General features: G+C 25.3%; 17 protein-coding genes. 7 read left to right on the forward strand and 10 right to left on the reverse strand.

All coding sequences use genetic code 11. From position 1 onward, the window contains the following. Both IGS63_RS08260 and glgX read right to left on the reverse strand, forming a co-directional pair. The gene (locus IGS63_RS08260) at positions 1 to 786 is read right to left on the reverse strand and encodes a substrate-binding periplasmic protein (protein ID WP_190614042.1); all 786 of its coding nucleotides are present in this window, start codon (positions 784 to 786) and stop codon (positions 1 to 3) included. 17 nt (positions 787 to 803) lie between these two features. Then, on the reverse strand, positions 804 to 2,927 hold the full coding sequence (glgX, locus tag IGS63_RS08265; protein WP_190614044.1) for a glycogen debranching protein GlgX: 2,124 nt from the start codon (positions 2,925 to 2,927) through the stop codon (positions 804 to 806). 172 nt (positions 2,928 to 3,099) lie between these two features. On the opposite strand from glgX, the gene IGS63_RS08270 reads away from it, so the two are divergent. The 4 genes from IGS63_RS08270 to IGS63_RS11850 are packed head-to-tail and all read left to right on the forward strand — an operon-like array spanning position 3,100 to position 5,005. Continuing rightward, positions 3,100 to 3,384: a hypothetical protein gene (locus tag IGS63_RS08270; protein WP_190614046.1), complete on the forward strand. Its 285-nt coding sequence runs from the start codon at positions 3,100 to 3,102 to the stop codon at positions 3,382 to 3,384. Beyond that, on the forward strand, positions 3,374 to 3,868 hold the full coding sequence (locus IGS63_RS08275; protein WP_190614048.1) for a hypothetical protein: 495 nt from the start codon (positions 3,374 to 3,376) through the stop codon (positions 3,866 to 3,868). Before IGS63_RS08270 ends, IGS63_RS08275 begins: the two co-directional genes overlap by 11 nt. A gap of 43 nt (positions 3,869 to 3,911) precedes the next feature. After that, positions 3,912 to 4,772, forward strand: coding sequence for a CPBP family intramembrane glutamic endopeptidase (locus IGS63_RS08280; protein WP_190614050.1), 861 nt, complete (start codon positions 3,912 to 3,914; stop codon positions 4,770 to 4,772). A gap of 32 nt (positions 4,773 to 4,804) precedes the next feature. Then, on the forward strand, positions 4,805 to 5,005 hold the full coding sequence (locus IGS63_RS11850) for a hypothetical protein (RefSeq protein WP_420856923.1): 201 nt from the start codon (positions 4,805 to 4,807) through the stop codon (positions 5,003 to 5,005). Between the two features lie 121 nt (positions 5,006 to 5,126). Here IGS63_RS11850 and IGS63_RS08290 read toward each other — a convergent pair whose 3' ends face one another. The 8 genes from IGS63_RS08290 to IGS63_RS08325 form a co-directional block, all read right to left on the reverse strand. Continuing rightward, positions 5,127 to 6,656 (reverse strand): AAA family ATPase, encoded by a 1,530-nt coding sequence (locus IGS63_RS08290; RefSeq protein ID WP_190614052.1) that lies wholly within the window; start codon positions 6,654 to 6,656, stop codon positions 5,127 to 5,129. 14 nt (positions 6,657 to 6,670) lie between these two features. Further along, positions 6,671 to 7,276, reverse strand: coding sequence for a histidine phosphatase family protein (locus IGS63_RS08295; RefSeq protein WP_190614054.1), 606 nt, complete (start codon positions 7,274 to 7,276; stop codon positions 6,671 to 6,673). 69 nt (positions 7,277 to 7,345) lie between these two features. Further along, the gene (locus tag IGS63_RS08300) at positions 7,346 to 8,053 is read right to left on the reverse strand and encodes an aminoglycoside phosphotransferase family protein (RefSeq protein WP_190614056.1); all 708 of its coding nucleotides are present in this window, start codon (positions 8,051 to 8,053) and stop codon (positions 7,346 to 7,348) included. A 22-nt stretch (positions 8,054 to 8,075) separates the two neighbouring features. Beyond that, complete coding sequence (gene aroF, locus IGS63_RS08305; protein ID WP_190614058.1) at positions 8,076 to 9,089, reverse strand: 3-deoxy-7-phosphoheptulonate synthase; 1,014 nt, start codon at positions 9,087 to 9,089, stop codon at positions 8,076 to 8,078. Position 9,090: 1 nt separating this feature from the next. Next, entirely contained in the window at positions 9,091 to 9,432 is a 342-nt protein-coding gene (gene aroH, locus IGS63_RS08310) for a chorismate mutase (protein WP_190614059.1), read from the reverse strand. A gap of 116 nt (positions 9,433 to 9,548) precedes the next feature. Further along, positions 9,549 to 10,529 (reverse strand): glycoside hydrolase family 130 protein, encoded by a 981-nt coding sequence (locus IGS63_RS08315; RefSeq protein WP_190614061.1) that lies wholly within the window; start codon positions 10,527 to 10,529, stop codon positions 9,549 to 9,551. Continuing rightward, the gene (locus IGS63_RS08320) at positions 10,529 to 13,657 is read right to left on the reverse strand and encodes an alpha-mannosidase (RefSeq protein WP_190614063.1); all 3,129 of its coding nucleotides are present in this window, start codon (positions 13,655 to 13,657) and stop codon (positions 10,529 to 10,531) included. The genes IGS63_RS08315 and IGS63_RS08320 overlap by 1 nt, the downstream gene beginning before the upstream one ends. Positions 13,658 to 13,681: 24 nt before the next feature. Beyond that, a complete protein-coding gene (locus IGS63_RS08325) occupies positions 13,682 to 14,782 on the reverse strand; it encodes a GntR family transcriptional regulator (RefSeq protein WP_190614065.1) in 1,101 nt (366 codons plus the stop codon). 269 nt (positions 14,783 to 15,051) lie between these two features. On the opposite strand from IGS63_RS08325, the gene IGS63_RS08330 reads away from it, so the two are divergent. The 3 genes from IGS63_RS08330 to IGS63_RS08340 all read left to right on the forward strand — a co-directional run bounded on the left by IGS63_RS08330 (position 15,052) and on the right by IGS63_RS08340 (position 19,120). Beyond that, positions 15,052 to 16,947: an ABC transporter substrate-binding protein gene (locus IGS63_RS08330; protein WP_190614067.1), complete on the forward strand. Its 1,896-nt coding sequence runs from the start codon at positions 15,052 to 15,054 to the stop codon at positions 16,945 to 16,947. Positions 16,948 to 17,019: 72 nt separating this feature from the next. Beyond that, complete coding sequence (locus IGS63_RS08335) at positions 17,020 to 18,024, forward strand: ABC transporter permease (RefSeq protein ID WP_190614069.1); 1,005 nt, start codon at positions 17,020 to 17,022, stop codon at positions 18,022 to 18,024. Then, positions 18,008 to 19,120: an ABC transporter permease gene (locus IGS63_RS08340; RefSeq protein ID WP_420856912.1), complete on the forward strand. Its 1,113-nt coding sequence runs from the start codon at positions 18,008 to 18,010 to the stop codon at positions 19,118 to 19,120. Before IGS63_RS08335 ends, IGS63_RS08340 begins: the two co-directional genes overlap by 17 nt. The last annotated feature ends 3 nt before the right edge of the window (positions 19,121 to 19,123 follow it).

Genomic DNA, 19,123 nt, shown 5'->3' on the forward strand with positions numbered 1-19,123 from the left:
TTAATATTTTATATATTTATCTAATATTTTATCATATTCTCCAGATTCTTTTAATTTTTCTAAACCTTTATCAAAGATTTTTTTTAATTCAAGTCCAAAACTATTTTTTGTAAATATTGCATAAAATGTTGTTGGCTTTAACCATTGAATTGGTTTATATCCAATCTGTTCTTTTTCAAAGTCAAGATCATTTAAAATAAAATAACCATATAATACTTCAAATGCTTCTGGAAAAAGATCGTAATAATTAGCTTGAATTTGTTTTATTGCTCCTAAAAAATTTTTTGCAGTGGTATCAACATTTTTTTTATTTAATCCATAGAGTTCATAATTGTATCCAAGTACTCCATTTATCCTATAATTTTTAAAATCATTCAATTTTTTTATATCCAATCCATTTGGATGTAACTTTTTATTATAGAAATAATAAGGATGAGTATAATAAAAAGGTTTTGAAAAATAAAATTTTTTTGCTCTATCTTCATTATAACTTGCATTTAATATCATTTGATATTTTTTTCCAATTTCTACTTCTTTTAATGCTCTTTTCCAAGGTAAAAGTGTAATAGTGTATTTTATATTTTCAGCTTCAAAAATTTTTTTAATAACTTCAACTGTAAATCCTGTTATCTTATTTGTTTTTTCTCCATTAATTCTTTCATAGTAAATATATGGCGGCCATTCTGCACCATCATCGGTAATATTAATTACAATATTTTTAAAATCAATAGAAAAACTAAAATTAAATAAAACAATAAATAAAATTAAAATTAAAATTTTTTTCATTTCAGTCTCCTTTTTAATTATTTACTAATTAATATTATAGAACTTTTTTCTTTTACTATATACTTTGTACTATTTAATACTATAGGATCATCTAAAAAATCATTTTCATTATATGTATCAACAACTCTATACCATTTTTTACCTTTTATTTCAGGAATTTCAAAAGTTAAAGGTTCATGATAAGAATTTAAAACCACGTATATATCATTATCTTTTTTCTTGTATTTTTCTGCAAAATCTTCTCCACTAATCAAAAAAGCTAAGGAGTGTGAATTTTCATTAAAGTCTGGATTGTATGGTTTTACTCCATGCCATGTTACATCAGCGATACCATTTCCAGTAAAATCTCTTCCAGTAAAAAAGTGAACCCTTCTTAAAGAATGATGTTTTTTTCTAAAATCTATCATTTTAACAAAAAAATTGTAAATATCATTGAATTTATCTTTTCTTCTCCAATCTATCCAGTTTTTATGATTATCTTGACAATAAGCATTATTATTACCATGTTGAGTTTTACAAACTTCATCTCCCATAAGAATCATAGGAACTCCTTGAGATACCATTAACGTAACTATAAAATTTTTAATTTGTCTTTTTCTTAATTTTATTATTGCTGGATCATCTGTTTCTCCTTCATAACCATGATTGTAACTGTCATTTTCATTCATTCCATCTCTATTATTTTCACCATTTTCTATATTTTTTTTATAATTATATGAAACCAAATCCCACATTGTAAAGCCATCGTGCGCTGTAATAAAATTAACACTACTGTATGTTGTTCTTCCTTCTTTCCAAAATAAATCAGGGCTTCCAGCAATTCTCGTTGCTAAATCACTTACTGTACCATTATCTCCTTTAATAAATCTTCTTACTGTATCTCTAAACTTTCCATTCCATTCAGCCCAACCAGTAGGAAATTCTCCAACAAAATATCCACCAGCTGCATCCCAACCTTCCGCAATTAATTTGCTTCCAGATAATATTGGATCATCTGCAATATCTTTTAATAAAGAAACATCTCCTATCCAATTTCCTTTTGAGTCTCTACCAAGAACGGCTGCTAAATCAAATCTAAATCCATCAACGTGCATTTCTGTAACCCAGTATCTTAAACTTTCTAATATCATTTCTTTAACAACTAAGTGACTACAGTTTAAAGTATTTCCTGTTCCCGAATAATTTGCATAGTATCTTTTATTTTTTTCTAATATATAGTATATTGAGTTATCAATTCCTCTAAAAGATAATGTTGGTCCCATTTCATTTCCTTCACCTGTATGATTGTATACTACATCCAAAATAACTTCAATTCCATTTTTATGCATAGTTTTTACAAAGTCTTTAAATTGAAAAACTTGTTCTCCTAATCTTAATCCATGTGTATAATTCCCTGTAACAGAAAAGAAGTTAATGGGATTATATCCCCAAACATCTTCAAGTCTTTCTCCTGTTAGAGGATTAATTCTTGTATTTGCTGATGGATTAAATTCAAAGATAGGAAGTAATTCAATTGCTGTTATTCCAAGTTTTTTTAAATGATCTATTTTTTCTATTATTCCATCAAATGTACCTCTATATTCAACTTCTGAATTTGGATTCATTGTAAACAACCTTACATGCATTTCATAAATTATTGTATCATTAAAAGGAGTTCTTGGATGTTCATCATCTTCCCAATCATAAGAACTATCATCTATGATTATACTTTTACAAGAACTTTTTGAGGAATTAATATCTGATATTTCAAGATCTTTAAACTTACTATCTTTTTTATATCCATACATTGAAGGATCATCAAAATCATATGTTCCCGAAATAGCTTTTGCATAGGGATCTAACAATAATTTTTTATAGTTAAATCTATTTCCCTTTTCTGGGTCATATTCTCCATCAATTCGCCATCCATAATACATATTAGCTTTTGCATTCTCAACATAAATATGCCAAGTATCACCAGTTTTAAACTTTCTTTCATTAAGTGTATATTTAAAAATAGGTACATCATCATAAAAGTTTTCATATATTTCGAGAGTGACTTTTTTTCCATTTCTTGAAAAAATACAAAAATTAACTCCTTTTGAATCAACTGTTGCACCAAAAACAGGATATCCTCTATGAACTTTAAAATCCTTTACCATATCACCACCCCCTAATATTTATTATAACATTTTAAATTCATTTTATAACTTTGCATCATTTCTTGTTTGTTATTTTTTTATGTATATGAAAAACACTATTCGTTCAAGTATTGTATAAAATATTATTTATTTATATTTTTGTGGTACAATTTATTGAAAGGAAGTGAGTTCATTGTTTAATTTCTTTAAGAAAAAAAATAAAAAATCTATCTTTAAAAGTGAAGGCAATACACTCTATATATCCATAAAATGTGATAAGTGTGGGACTGAATTTAACAGTCACTTGAGAAAAGGCTATGATTTGATTACAGATTATTCTACTGGAAATTTTTTCATAAATAAAGAATATATATGCCCTAAATGTTATTCTAAAATAAAATTAAATGCTGTGTTCAATGGTAAATATCAATTAAATTCTTTAGAAATAATTGGAGGAAAAATACAAAATGAAGAATGATACCAGTATACAGGAGTTTGAATATAGACCAGTAAGACCTTTTATTCAAATACCCGAAAAAGTATTAATGTATATATTACAATTAACGCCTTCTTCATTTTCAAAGGTATATCTTTATTTGTATAATATAAGTTATGGAGCAGGATATAATAAAACCTTTATGTATACGAGTGTTAGAGAAATCGCTAAAAATTTAAATATAAGTATAGGAAGAGTACATAATGCAATTACTTATTTCAAAAAAATAGGTGCAATTGAAAAAATTGTATCTAAAGCAGTTATAGGAACTAAATTTTTAGTTAATGTTCCAGAGTTTTCTTCAGCTAAAGGTTTGTGGTTCTTTACAAAACCAGAAAAGGTAAGATATTTAATGATGAAAGAAAAATTAATCACTGAAGATAAAATCGTTATGTCTAAAATAAAACGTTATAAATCTCAAAAAGAAAATCAAAAAATAGAACTCTTTGATAAAAAAAATAATTAAAAAATTTATGTTTTTTGATATTACATACAAAGGAGCCTAAAAAATGAAAAAAAATTTTTTAATAACTAAACAAGTAATATTACCAACTTCGTTTGGAATTTTATTAATACCACTTTCACAACTAATAAGTAGTCTAGTATATTTATTACCTTTACCAAAAGAAATAACCTCCATATTATTTGGAATAGTATACATTATAATTTCATACTCTTCAATAAAATTATATTGTAATAAGATATTATATATTTCACCGAATTCTTGTTACATCAATAAACCTAAAATTTATATTAAGTGGTTAATAGTTGGAATTTTATTACCAATTATAGTTTCTTTTGTATTTTTAAGTTCTTCTGGTGAATTAATAAAAAATACTATGAATACAAGAGGTTTTATAAATATTATATTAACAGCTATTTTTATTTTAGGATTTAGTACAGGAGTAGTTGAAGAAATGATATTTAGGGGTTTGATAATGAAAGTTTTTGAAAAGCAATGGGGAAAAACAATTTCCATAATTGTTCCTTCAATCATTTTTAGTGTTTTACATATTATTGGACATAACTTGAACATTATTGATATAATATTACTTTGCATTGCTGGAACAACTGTGGGTATTATGTTTTCTTTAATCGTATATGAAAGCAATTCAATTTGGGCTAGTGCTATTGTACATGGGCTTTGGAATATTATTATAATAGGAAATATTTTAAGTATTAGTACTACACATAATAAAAATGCAATCTTTTCATACAAATTATCCTCTACTTTTCAGTTTTTTACTGGTGGAAGTTTTGGTATAGAAGCTTCAATAATTTCCGTATTAGGTTATATTGCTGTTATAATTTTTTCATTGTACTCAATAAAAAAGAAATATAAATTAACTCAGAAGATATTAGAAAAATAATATATACAACAAATACTATAAAATCTTTAAATATACAGTTTAGAAAAACGAAAAAAATAAGAGCTATATTTTCAAATAAAAACTCATTAATGAAAATACTTTGCTTAGCTATGCATAATGCTACAAAAAAATATTCAGATATAGAAATTATAATTATATCTGAATTATACATAATTTTTGAGAATAGATTTCTTAGATTTAAAATGCTTAAAAGTTTATATTCTTTAAAATAAAAGTTTTTTTAACTGTTATTTTTTTATTTTAGTTTTTTGAGTTATAATTTTAGTACTAATGAAAAATATTTTGTTTTTACACATAATTTCTTATAGGCTCAATATTATAACTTTTAATATTTTAAACCCAAACGACAAAAATTTCTTTATTTTTAATTTTTATATTATCCTGTTTTTTATTAGATTTTTTTCTAGTGTCAAAAATTACTAAATAACCTTTATTTTGATTGTTTATTTCAAGATAATGTTCAAGTTGCTTAATACCACGTTTATGATATTCTTCACCATACCACTTTTTCATTTCAATAATATATTTGTACTTACCATATGTAATAACAACATCAAGCCTTTTTTCTTCAGAAACTTGAACTTCTTTAAAGTCAAATCCTTTTCCATTTATTATTGGTTTTATGAATGCTAAAAATATTAATGTTCCATTCCTTTCTACAAAATTCATATCTTTTTCTGAGTATTGTTCTTTCATAAAAAGCTGAAACTTTTTTAAAACGAGTTCCATATTTAATTTGTCTCCAATTATGAAGTTATCTCTAAAGTTGTATCTTTCAGTATCCACATTTTGTGATGTTTCTATTTTTGATGCCATATAATCATATATTAATTGTTCATAAATTTTGTTTTGAACCTTTAAAGTACCATTTTCGTTTTTTAATATACCATACATTAAACATAGATTTATTATTGGATTATACATATTATATTTGACTTCTTTTCCATCTATTATTATTTTATATACTAAGTTATATATATCTTCATTATTCTCTAAATTTTTAATTAATGATTCAAAGTTAGTGTTTTGTTTTTTTAGAATAATCTTTACGGCATCTTGAAGAACTTCATCAGTCCATTCTTTTTCTACCATCATTTCTTCATCAATAATTTGACAAAGTTTACTAACTAAAAAAGGATAACCTGATGTATAATAGTATAATTTTTCAGAAATGTATTTAACATTATTGAGTTCATAACCTCTATCATTATAATAATCAACTATCATAGTAGAAATTTCATCTGAATTAAAAGATAAGTCTATGTCAAAGTCTACAGCTATATTCCACGGACTGTTATACTTTATTTCTTCATTAGGCCTTATATGAGTTTTTAAGCTTTTAACATCGTGTACTCCAGCTAAGATTATACTGTAAAATGTATAGTCTTTTCCTTTGTTTGCTTCTAAATACTTTGTTCTGAGCATGCCTAAAAAGTTTAAAAATAGTTGATTATTAGAGCTTTTATCTACTTCATCTATCATTAGTACTATCTTTTTTTCACTTGCTTTAGCTATTTTTGTTATTATTTTTGATAGTTCTTTCATAGTTTTTATTATTTTTTTATCTATTTTTATATTTAATGAATCTGTTATATCTTCTAAAAAACTTTGAACAAACTCTTTTTCATCTTCCATTATTATGGAACCAATACCTTCAAAACTTATGGAAATTACTGTATACTTATTTTCTAACTTTTTTTCAAGTAAAAACATAGTAGTAGTTTTACCAAACTGTCTTGGTTTATTTATTGTAAAGTATTCACCATTTTCTATTAATTTCATTATTTGTTTTAATTTATTCTCTGTATTAACCATGTAATGCTTTTTAGGAACACACACTCCTGTTGTATTGAATCGTTTCATTTTCTTCACCTCATCTATTTAGTTAAATGCGAAGTGTCATTTAAAAATTCTATGCTAAAGGTATCTTTTTCATATTTTATCTTTGTTAATGATGTATTGTATAAATGAATTTTTCTATATTTGTTTAGTGGCATTTCAAATATCCAATGAATTATGGTTCTCAATGCAAGTCCATGGGATACAATTAATATTGTGTCCTCTTCTGAATGTTTTTTCACAATTTTTAAAAATTTTTCAACAACTCTTTTTTGCAAATTTCCCATAGATTCAACACCTTCAATTATTGTCCATGGATTATTTGCCCATTCCTCAAATTCGCTACTAAATTTTGTAAATACATCATTTATGCTATATCCATTCCAAAGTTCTATTTTACATTCATTGAATTCTTTGTATCTTTCTACTTTTAAATTATGTTTTTCTGCAATTATATCGGCAGTTTTCATTGCTCTTTTAAGTTTTGAAGAATAAATTGCATCAATTTTTTCATTTTGTAATTTATTTGAAAGTTTTCTTGCCTGTTCTATACCTACTTCACTTAATTCTCCATCTAGTAAGCCTTGCCAAATACCTGCTTTATTATGTTCGCTTTCACCATGTCTAACAATATATATATTCATATATTTACTCCTTTTAATTAATTTTTTAATGTTTCAGATTGTAAAGAATTTTAATAACTTCAATAGTTTTTAAATCAGACTTTCCATTATTTCATATTCTTTATTTTCCTTTAAATTATTTCTCATATAATTTGAAATTTCATAATATATATTACCCAAATATCCTTTTGGATCTATTATTATTGGACTACTATTTATTAATATATTAAAATGATGAAAGTCTCCATGTATTAAATATAAATCCTCATATTTTAATGAATTAAATAATTGTATAGATTCATCTATAATATTTTTATCAATATCTTTACTCAAAATATCGTAGAAATTTATTATATTTTTACTCATATCTTTAATATTTTTTAATTTTTTATCGTTATAATATTCTTTTTTTATATAAAGTTTTTTTAATAATTTTGCAGCTATTTCAGTTTCTTTTTTATTATCATTTAAGTCTAAAAGCATTTTATTACCAGCATACTTTTCAATTAAACAGTATAAATTTTTATCATATTCAATAATTTCAACTAAATTCTTATTTTTTAATGCAAAAACTTCTCCATAAATTTCATCATTTGGAACAAAAATTTTTATTGCATATTTTTCATTATCTTTTTCAAATAATCCAACATAATTAAAAGATAATGTTTTAAAATCTTTAATATACTTATATTTTTTTATTTTTTCAATCTTTGATATTATTTGATTTAAATTTTTTAAAAAACTTAAACCCTTATTACCATATAAATTTTTCATATTTTGTTTTAAATATTCTGTCATATTATATCCTTATATATTTTTTTTAATTTATTTTTATATTTAAAGCTGAAGATAAATTTATTAATTCTTTTACCATACTTTGAAACTCTTTAAAATTTAAACTTTGTTTTCCATCTGAAAGGGCCTTTTCTGGATTTGGATGAATTTCAACTATTATACCATTTGCTCCTGAAGCCATAGAAGCTTTTGCCAAAGTTGGTATTATATCTCTTCTACCTGCTGCATGGCTCGGATCAGATATTATTGGAAGATTTGAATTTAATTTTATTAATGGAAATGCAGAAATATCTAAAGTGTTTCTTGTTTGATTTTCAAATGTTCTTATTCCTCTTTCACAAAGAATTATATTTTTATTACCTCTAAGAGCTATATATTCAGCGGATTGTAAAAATTCTTCTATTGTATTCATAAATCCTCTTTTTAATAAAACTGGTTTATTAATACTACCAAGATTCTTTAAAAGTTCGAAATTTTGAGAATTTCTTGAGCCAACTTGAACTATATCTACATAATTTTTAATTTCTTTTAACACATCAATACCGACTGCTTCTGAAACAGTTAAAAGATTATATTTTTCTGAAGCTTCCTTTAAATATTCAAGAGCTTTCATTCCATTTCCTTGAAAAGAATATGGTGAAGTACGAGGTTTAAATGCTCCACCTCTCATTATTTTTATTCCATTTTCTTTTAAAAAATGAGCTATTTCAAAAGTCATATCTCTATCTTCAATAGAACAAGGACCAGCAATAATTGTAAAGTTATTATTTTTAATTTCAAAATCATTGAACTTTATTATAGTCTCATTTTTATATTCTTTTGAAACTAAATAATAAGGTTTTAATATTTTTACTACTTTTTCAACGCATGTAAAAGTTTCAAATCTTTCTTTAGAAAAATATCTATCTTCTCCTATTAGTTCTATTATATTTCTTTCTCCATGATTATATAATTTGAATTTCAAATTCATACTTTTAATTGTATTTTTTAATTTTTCAAGTTCATTATTTTCACAATTATTTTTTAAAAAAATTATCATTTTATTCCTCCAAATCAGGTCTTAATTCTCTTGCATCATGTAAAAAAACAAAGTTATTTGTATTACTTTCACAATGAATTAAAAATCTAATTATTCCATTTTTACTATTTTTAAATTGAGCCTCTTGAACACAAAGCAATGCTACTTTTTTTAATTTAAAATTTTCTCTAATTATAGTTACAGGATTTATTTCTGTTATATCTGAAGTAACAGAAACAATTATACTAAGTATTTTCTTTATATCATTTTCCTTCATTATTTTATCATACAATTCTATTGTTTTTTCTTTTATATGTTTTGATTCATTTTTTTCTATTGATGTTGCTCCTCTTATTGCAATCATAAAAATACCTCCCCTTATATTATACCTTTATTCTTTTAAATTACAATAAACAAAAAGATCAAAAAAATTAAATGCCTAATTTCTATATTTTAAAGAAATCAAGCATTTAATTTTTTTTATAATGAATTATTTTTTGTAAAATCAATTATATCTTGTATTGTTGAAAAAGCAAGGCATGTTACTGTATCAGCTGCACCATAGTATATTGCTATTTTTCCTGTTTTTTTATCATGTAAAGTTGCACATGGAAATACAACATTTGGTACATCTCCTACACATTCATATTGCTTTTGTGGAGATAGCAAATATGGTCTTGAACGATATAGTACTTTCCAAGGAGTTTCTTTGTCTAATATTGCTGCTCCCATATGATAAACATATCCATTACATGAAGTTAAGACTCCATGATATATTAAAAGCCATCCCTCTTTTGTTTCTATCGGAACAGGACCCGCTCCAATTTTTGTACTTTGCCAAGGGCTTGTATTTATATTTGTCGTTCCCATAACATGTCTGTGTTTTCCCCAATGAATTAAATCAGGACTTTCACTATAAAATATATCTCCAAATTGAGTATGACCATTATCACTTGGCCTGCTTAGCATAGCAAATTTTCCATTTATTTTTTTAGGAAATAATACTCCATTTCTATTAAAAGGTAAAAAAGCATTTTCAGTTTGATAAAATGTTTTAAAATCATCTGTATATCCAACTCCAATTGTTGGTCCATGATACCCATTACACCAAGTTATATAATATCTATTTTCTATTTTACACAATCTTGGATCATATTTATATGATGATATTCCAACTTCTTCATCTGATGAATTTGCTGATTTAAATTCTATTGGTTTATCTTTTATCTTCCAATTAATTCCATCTTTTGAACTACCAAAATGAATATTCATTTCTCTACATTTATTATCACATCTAAATATTCCAACAAATTCATTTTCATAAGAAATTACAGCACTATTAAAAATACTATTTGAATTTTTTATAGCATTTCTTTCTATTATTGGGTTTTTTGAATATCTCCAAATTGTGTCATCACAATTTAATGGTTTATCTTCCCATGGAATATTTAAATTAGACATTATACTTTCTCCAAATAAACCTTAAAAGTCTTAATTTCAAAAGGTTTTATTGTAAATTCAAAAATATTTTTATTAAACTCTACATTTTTTTCTTTTTCTTCTAATAAATTACACTCTTCAAGAATTTTAATGTTTGAATTGAGTTTAACTTTTACTGTATCATTAGCATTTGAATATTCATAAAATCTTAAAATAAAAGCATTTTCATCTTCTGATTTTTTTACTGTATCTAAAATAACTGAAGTTTCTTCAACTTCTATAAAACTCTTTATAGAAGTTAAATTGCCTGATTTATTAGTTGTTTTTGCAATCAAAGGATAATTCAATTCAAATGCTTCTTTTGTTGTATTTGCATCAAACCAATCTCCAACATGTGGCATAATACTATAAACAAACTCATGATTACCATTATCAGCCATTTTATCTGGTTCTATTCCAGATTTTATTAATGTAATTCTCATATTGTTATCTTTTATATCATGACCATATTTACAATCATTCAATAAGCTTACACCATAATTTCTTTCTGATAAATCTACCCATTTTTGAGCTACTGTTTCAAACTTTGCATAATCCCAACTTGTATTCCAATGAGTGTTTCTTTCAACATTTCCAAATTGTATTTCATAAGTAGCTTTTGTAGTTCTAACATCTACTGGAAATAACGCTTTTAATAAAACTTGATGTTCATTCCAATTTACCTTTGTTTCAAAATCTATTCTTCTTTTATCAGAATAAACTATCATATTTTGAGATAATTTAGAATTTAAAAATTCATATTCAAAATTAATTACTATTCTATCTGGACCATTTTCAATTACTTTCTTATTCACTAAATTGTTTATTTCATATACTTTTTCTCTATAATATATATCTATATCCCATGCATCAAACATCATAGGCCTATCTTCAAAAGTCTGTAAAACATTAGCTTTTTTCCCTTTTGGTAAAACTTCTCTATATGCTTCTTTATCAAATAATGAAATTATTTGACCATTCTTATTTAATTTAATTATATAGAATTTATTTTCAATAGTATCATTTTCATACTTTAAATAATTTTTTATAGATTCATTTTTTCCATCAACTATTTTATATGTTTTATAACCCATTGCAGGAATATTTTCTACATTTATTTTTATAATATTCCCTATAATTTTTGAATAAGCAATTTCGTTATTTTCATCCACAAAAACTTTATTTTTAAACTCATCATTAAATTTTATAAAAATTTCACCACTTCTTATCCAAGATAATGAATTGAATACTATTAATTTATTACCTTTAATATTTATATTATCTGAAATTTCTTGAAGAACTTTATTAAGTAATGTTTCTTCAAGATTAAATAATTTTTCAAACTCCATTTGACTATCTTCATAAACTTCATGTATTGAAGAACCAGGTAAAATATCATGAAATTGATTTCTTAAAAGTATTTTCCATCCTTCATTTATTTTTTCTTGTGGATATATATTATTTAATTCAATACTCGATAAAGTATTAAATACTTCAACATTGTGAAGTAAAATCTCACTTTTTCTATTATTTCTTTTTGTTTTTCCTTGTGAAGTATATGTACCTCTATGAAATTCTAAATATAGTTCACCATCAACTGTTGGTAATTTATACTTTTCTTTAACCCTTTCATCTAATCTTTTAAAAAAAGGCTCTGCTTTTCCAAATTCTATATCTGGTATACTTGGCATTTCTTTTATTTTTTTTCCTGTTTCAATCATTTCTTTGGTAGGTCCACCACCACCATCTCCCCATCCAAAAGCAATTAATAGTTCATCATTTATATCCTTTTGACTGTAATTATCCCATAATCCCTTTACACTTTTTGGAGTTAATAAACCATTATATGTATAAAAATGAGCTCCATGTTCATCAGGCGTTGTTATAAAATGTGTTAAAATTTCTGTTCCATCTATTCCTCTCCAATTAAATGTGTCATATTCAGGTTTGTTGAACTGACTCCAACTTATTTTTGTAGTCATAAAATATTCACAGCCACTCTTTTTTATTATTTGAGGTAAAGCCCATGAGTATCCAAATACATCTGGAAGCCATAAAATTTTACTTCTTATATCAAATTCTTCTTTCATAAATTTTTGTCCAAATAAAAATTGCCTTACTAAAGATTCTCCTGATGGAACATTGCAATCTGCTTCTACCCACATTCCTCCTGTAACTTCCCATTTACCTTCTTTTATTCTTTTTTTTATATTTTCATATATTTCAGGATAATCTTTTTTTATATAATCATATAGCTGAGGTTGAGATTGTACAAATTGATACTCTTCATATTGATTCATTAAATGATTTACTGTTGAAAATGTTCTTGAAGCTTTTTCTCTCGTATGTTTTAATCTCCAAAGCCATGCAACATCAATATGAGAATGTCCTATAGCAACCACTTTTGGTTTGTTTTTTTCATTTGATTTATAGTTCTTCAAAAATTCTTCTAATAATTCATTAGCTTTTGTAATTGAATCATAAAATTCTTTTGTCCCAGTTTTTCTAAAATCAATTACTTTAAATGATTTATCTAAAAATTCAATTAAATTTTTTCTATCAAAAGAGTTTTTATCTAATTCTAATACTGTTTGTAATACAGTTAATGATCTAAAATAAAAGTCTTCTGTAACTCTGTTTATTTTTACTAATTTTGCTTCTGAAAACAAATTATTTTTATTATTAATTCCACTAAATGCTTTTATATGAATAATTATCTTTTCATTTATAATCCATTCTGGTTTCAAAAATACTTCGGAATGATTAATATCTAATCCTTGCACTGGCTTTTCATTTATATAAATTAATGATTCTGTTCCTGAAAGGCCTCCAAGATCTCCTTTACCTAAATTAAAGTATAATGCAACATTATCTTTAGACCAGTCATTTGGAAATTTAATTGTTTTTCTAAACCAATATATTTCATCTTTGTTTCCCCATCTATTTCCTATATTAAATTCTTTCCAAGTTTTATTTTTTACATAATCTAATCCTAAATTATTAACTCCAATATTAATATATTCCATTATTTCTAAATCTATAATTTTTTCATAAATATGTTTTTTAATCTCTTCAACATATTTTTTTATTTTTTCAACAGTAAAGTACATATTTTAAGCCTCCTAAAGATTATTTTATAAGTTTTTAGTTGAGTTTCTTATTATCAATTTAGTTGGATAATATATTTGATGAATTATTTTAGAATCTAATTCATCATTATTTTTTATTTCAATTTTTTTTATGAGTAAGTTACCAGCTTGATAACCAATATTTTTTGGATATTGAGCTACAGTTGTTAATGGTACTTCCAAATGTTTTACTATTTCTTTATCATCAAATCCAACAACAGATAAATCTTCAGGTATTTTTATATTTTTTATTCTACTCATCTTCACAATATGTAAGGCTACATAATCATTTAATGCCACAATGCCAGTTATTTTATTTTCTGTTATATATTTATATAATTCTTCATAAATCTGATCTTCAGTTTTTTTATATTCATTATATGAGTATAAAAGTATTTCTTCATCTTCAAATCCAAAATTTTTCATTGCTTTTTTATAACCAGTTATTCTATCTTCTATAGTGGATGTAATGGAATATCTGTTTTTTATAAAAGCTATTTTATGATGCCCTCTATCTATTAAATGATTAGTTGCTTTAAATGTTCCATCGATGTTATCAGACATAACAACGTCGGTTTCACAACCTTGTAAACGTCTGTCTACTAAAACAAAAGGAAATTGTTCTTCTTTTAAATCTGATATGGCATTGCTATCTTTTTGATCTTCAGCAGGCATTATTATCATTCCTGCAACACCTTCGTGTTTTAATTTATGGATATTTTCGGCTTCTTTTTTATAATTTTCATTACTATTCATAAAAGTTATAGAAAATCCTTTTTCTTCTAATGCCTTTTCTATCCCATTTAATATTTTTGATTCAAATTCGTCAGAACAATTATTCAATAATACCCCTATATGATTATTTTTTTTATCAGAATTTATACTTTTATCAAATACAAATGTTCCTGCTCCTTGAACTCTATAAAGATACCCCGCATAAACTAATTCCTGAATTGCTTTACGAATTGTTTGTCTACTAACTTTTAAATTTTCAGAAAGACTTCTTTCAGTTGGAATAACTTCTCCAGGTTTAAAGGTTCCATTGTTTATATTTTTTAGTATATATTCTTTAATTTTTATATACAATGGTTTATTAGATTGTTCCATAAAATTCCCCCTTTATTCTATATATTTAATAATATCAAATTATTTAAAAAATGTCAATACCAATTTTTACTTTTTAATAAATTGGTATTTTGTATAAAAAACAACTTATAAATTAAAATTAAATCAAAGTATTAAAATATTTGTTTAAAATAGATATAAAAATGTGGTTGACAAATAAATTTTAATTTGATATAATCAAAATGTTACTATTGGTATCTAAAAGATACGTACCAATAAAAACCATTTTTAGTAAAAAAGGGGGATTATAAATGAGCAAAAAAAGATTGAAAATTTTTTTGAGTTTTTTATTTATGCTTTTTATGGTGAATTCAATTTTTGGAAGTTATAGTGAATCACCAATGTTAATGGAAAGAGTAAAAAATGGAGATTTACCTTCTGTGGATAACAGACTGCCTATTCATCCAAAAGTTGTAAAAGTAAGAGAAGAAATTGGTAAATATGGCGGAACTTTACACATATCAAAAGGAAATGAAATGAGAGCATTACTTGTGGAAAACACAATAGAATCCACAGGTCCCATACCTGTTTTTGACGAAAAATTAGTTGAAGGAAATGTAATTGAAAGTTGGAAAGTTATGGATAATGGTAAAAAATTTTTATTTACTATAAGAAAAGGATTAAAATGGTCAGATGGATATCCTGTAACTACTGAAGATGTTAGATTTACTTTAGAAGATATTTATTCTAATAAAAATATAACAAGGATTTTTCCTGATTGGTTAGTCAAAGGCGGAGAAAAAGTTAAATTAAATATAATAGATAAATATACATTTGAATTAGATTTTAAAGAACCATATGGATTATTTTTATTACAATTACAATCAATTGCAAGAGGAAGTTATCATTTTTTTATTAATCCTTCACATTACTTAAAAAAATTTCATGCAAAATATACTTCAATGGATAAATTAAAACCTTTACTCGAAAAAGAAAAACTTGATGAAAAAAGCTGGGGAAAATTATTTCAAAGAAAATGGCAATCAAGTCCATGGAATCATAGAAAGGATATAGGTTATCCAGTACTCGATCCTTATGTAGTTGTAGAAAAACCATCAGATAATGTTACTATTTTCGAAAGAAACCCTTATTATTTTAAAGTTGATGAAAAAGGGAATCAATTACCATATATAGATAAAGTTAGATATGAATCTATTAGCAATCAAGAATTGATGAATATGAAAATAATGTCTGGAGAACTTGATTTTACAATAAACACATCGCTTGGCGATTTAGCTTTGTACAAAGCTAATGAAGAAAAAGGAAAGTATAATACAGTTCTTGTTCCAATAAAAAGTATAAATACAAAAGCATGTTACTTTCCAAACTTAACTTATGAAGATAAAACATGGAGAAAAATAATGAGAAACCCAGAATTTAGACATGCTCTATCTCTTGCAATAAATAGAGATGAAATAAATGAGCTTGTTTATTATGGGTTTGGTACACCATCACAAGCTTGTGATGCACCTGGTTCTCCATTTGTAGAAAAGTCATTTAGAAATGCTTATATAAAGTATGATCCTAAAAAAGCAGAAGAAATTTTAGATAAAATTGGTCTCAGTAAAAAAGATAAAGATGGTTGGAGAATAGGTCCAGATGGTAAACCTTTTACAATAAATATAGAATTTTTTCAAGTTAATCCAAGCTTGGTACCAACAACAGAATTAGTTGCAAGTTATTGGAAAGATATAGGAATAAAAACTGAAATGAAAGTTATAGATGGTGGTTTATGGTATCAAAGACAAGGTGCAAACAAAACAACCATGTCTGTATGGCATGAAGATGCTTCAAGACCTGGAAATCCATTTTTCTTTTTTGTTCCATATGAAATGATTAACTGGGGACCTGCATGGAGAACATGGTTCACAACAAATGGAAAAGAAGGAGAAGAACCACCTTTAGAAGTTAAAAAATTATTTGAATATTATAATAAATTTACAAGTACAATTTCAAATAAAGAAAGAATTGAATTTGGGAAAAAAATACTAAAATCACAATCAGAAAATTTATGGGTAATAGGTACAGTAAACAACATACCAATACCTGTAATTATAAATAAACATTTAAAAAATGTAGTAAATGGCTTAGATCCACAATGGGGACCTTCTATGGAAGAACAATACTTTTTTGACAATGTAAAATAAAATTTAAACTAACCGTAGTTAAATCTACGGTTAGTTTTAAAAAAATTTTTTTACGAAGCTAAGGAGGAACTGATGATAACTTATATTATAAAAAGGATTCTCCAAATTATACCAATATTAATAGCAATATCTATAATAAGCTTTATAGTTATTGAATTACCACCAGGAGATTTTTTAACTTCAAAAATTGCTCAATTAACAAAAGAAGGTGGTACTGTATCAGAAACAGAATTAAATAACTTAAGAGTGAGTTATGGTCTTGATAAACCAGTTGTTCAAAGATACTTTATATGGATATGGAAAATCATTTCTCGTGGAGATTTTGGTAGATCGTTTAAATGGAATAAACCTGTTTTTGAAGTTATTGGTGAAAGATTGATGTTGACAGTCATAATCTCTATAACTACTTTGATTTTTGTATGGGTAGTTGCTATACCAATAGGGGTTTTATCTGCAACAAGACAGTATTCTATTTTTGATTATGGAGCAACATTTATAGGATTTATAGGACTTGCAGTACCTAATTTTTTATTAGCATTAATTTTAATGTTTATTTCATACAAATATTTTGGAGTTACAATAACTGGTTTATTTTCACAAGAATATGCTGATTCTGCATGGAATTTTGGAAAGTTTTTAGATATGATGAAACATATTTGGGTACCAGTAGTCGTAATTGGAACATCTGGAACAGCAGGTATAATAAGAACTTTGAGAGGTTGTTTGTTGGATGAATTAAAAAAACAATATGTAGTTACAGCAAGAGCAAAAGGATTAAGTGAAAGAAAAATATTATTTAAATATCCAGTTAGAATAGCTTTAAATCCTTTAATTAGTACTATTGGATGGGTTTTACCTGGAATAATTTCTGGAGATGCAATAGTTGCAAATGTTCTTAATTTACCAACAACAGGAACTGTATTGCTTGAATCTTTACAATTTCAAGACATGTATCTTGCAGCAAGTTTTGTTTTACTTTTGAGCTTTTTGACTGTAATAGGTACTCTAATTTCAGATATTCTGTTAGCACTTACAGATCCTAGAATTAGGTATGAAAGGAATGAAAAAAATGTTTAAGAAAAAGTCAAAAAAAATAGATAAATTTACAGCCTCTCAACTCCAACTGACTTGGTGGAACTTTAAAAAACATAAATTAGCAATTATTTCAAGTTTTGTGTTGATTTTTCTTTATTTAATGATTATATTTGCACCATTCATTTCACCATATAGTAAATCAAAAAGATTTTCTATGTATCAATACGCCCCACCACAAAAAATTCATTTTTTTGATGAAAAAGGATTTCATTTGAGACCTTTTGTTTATGGGTATAACAAAAAATTAGATATGAAAACATTTAAAAGAACATATGAAGTTAATAAAACAAAAAAATATAAAATATATTTTTTTGTAAAAGGTGAAAAATATAAGTTATGGAATTTATTTAAAACAGACATTCACTTATTTGGAACAAAAAAAGGTCATATTTTTTTATTTGGAACGGATAGACTTGGTAGAGATTTATTTTCAAGAGTAGTATTTGGAGCATGTATTTCTCTGACAATAGGTTTAATTGGAGTATTTTTAACTTTTGTAATAGGTGTTACTCTTGGAAGTATTTCAGGTTATTATGGTGGAATTGCAGATACTATAATTCAAAGAATGATAGATGTATTAATTTCAATACCTCAAATCCCATTATGGATGGCACTTGCAGCAGCAATGCCAAGAAATTGGCCAATTTTAAAAGTATATTTTTCAATTGTTATAATACTTTCTTTAGTTGGATGGGGAGGACTTGCAAGAGTTGTACGCGGAAAGTTTTTATCTTTAAGAAATGAAGAATTTATAATGGCAGCTAAATATGCTGGAGCATCAGACTTTTGGATAATTACAAAACATATGATACCTTCTTTTATGAGTTATATAATAGTCTCTATAACTTTAAGTATACCTGGAATGATACTTGGAGAAACTGGTTTGAGCTTTTTAGGTTTAGGTTTACAACCACCAGCAGTTAGCTGGGGAGTATTACTTCAAGATGCACAAAATTTGTCTGCATTAGCTTATCATCCATGGCTATTATTACCTGGATTGTTTGTAATAATAACAGTACTTATGTTTAATTTTTTAGGTGATGGATTGAGAGATGCAGCAGATCCATACAGTAAATAGAAA

This window comes from Tepiditoga spiralis (assembly GCF_014701195.1).
GTDB lineage: Bacteria > Thermotogota > Thermotogae > Petrotogales > Petrotogaceae > Tepiditoga > Tepiditoga spiralis.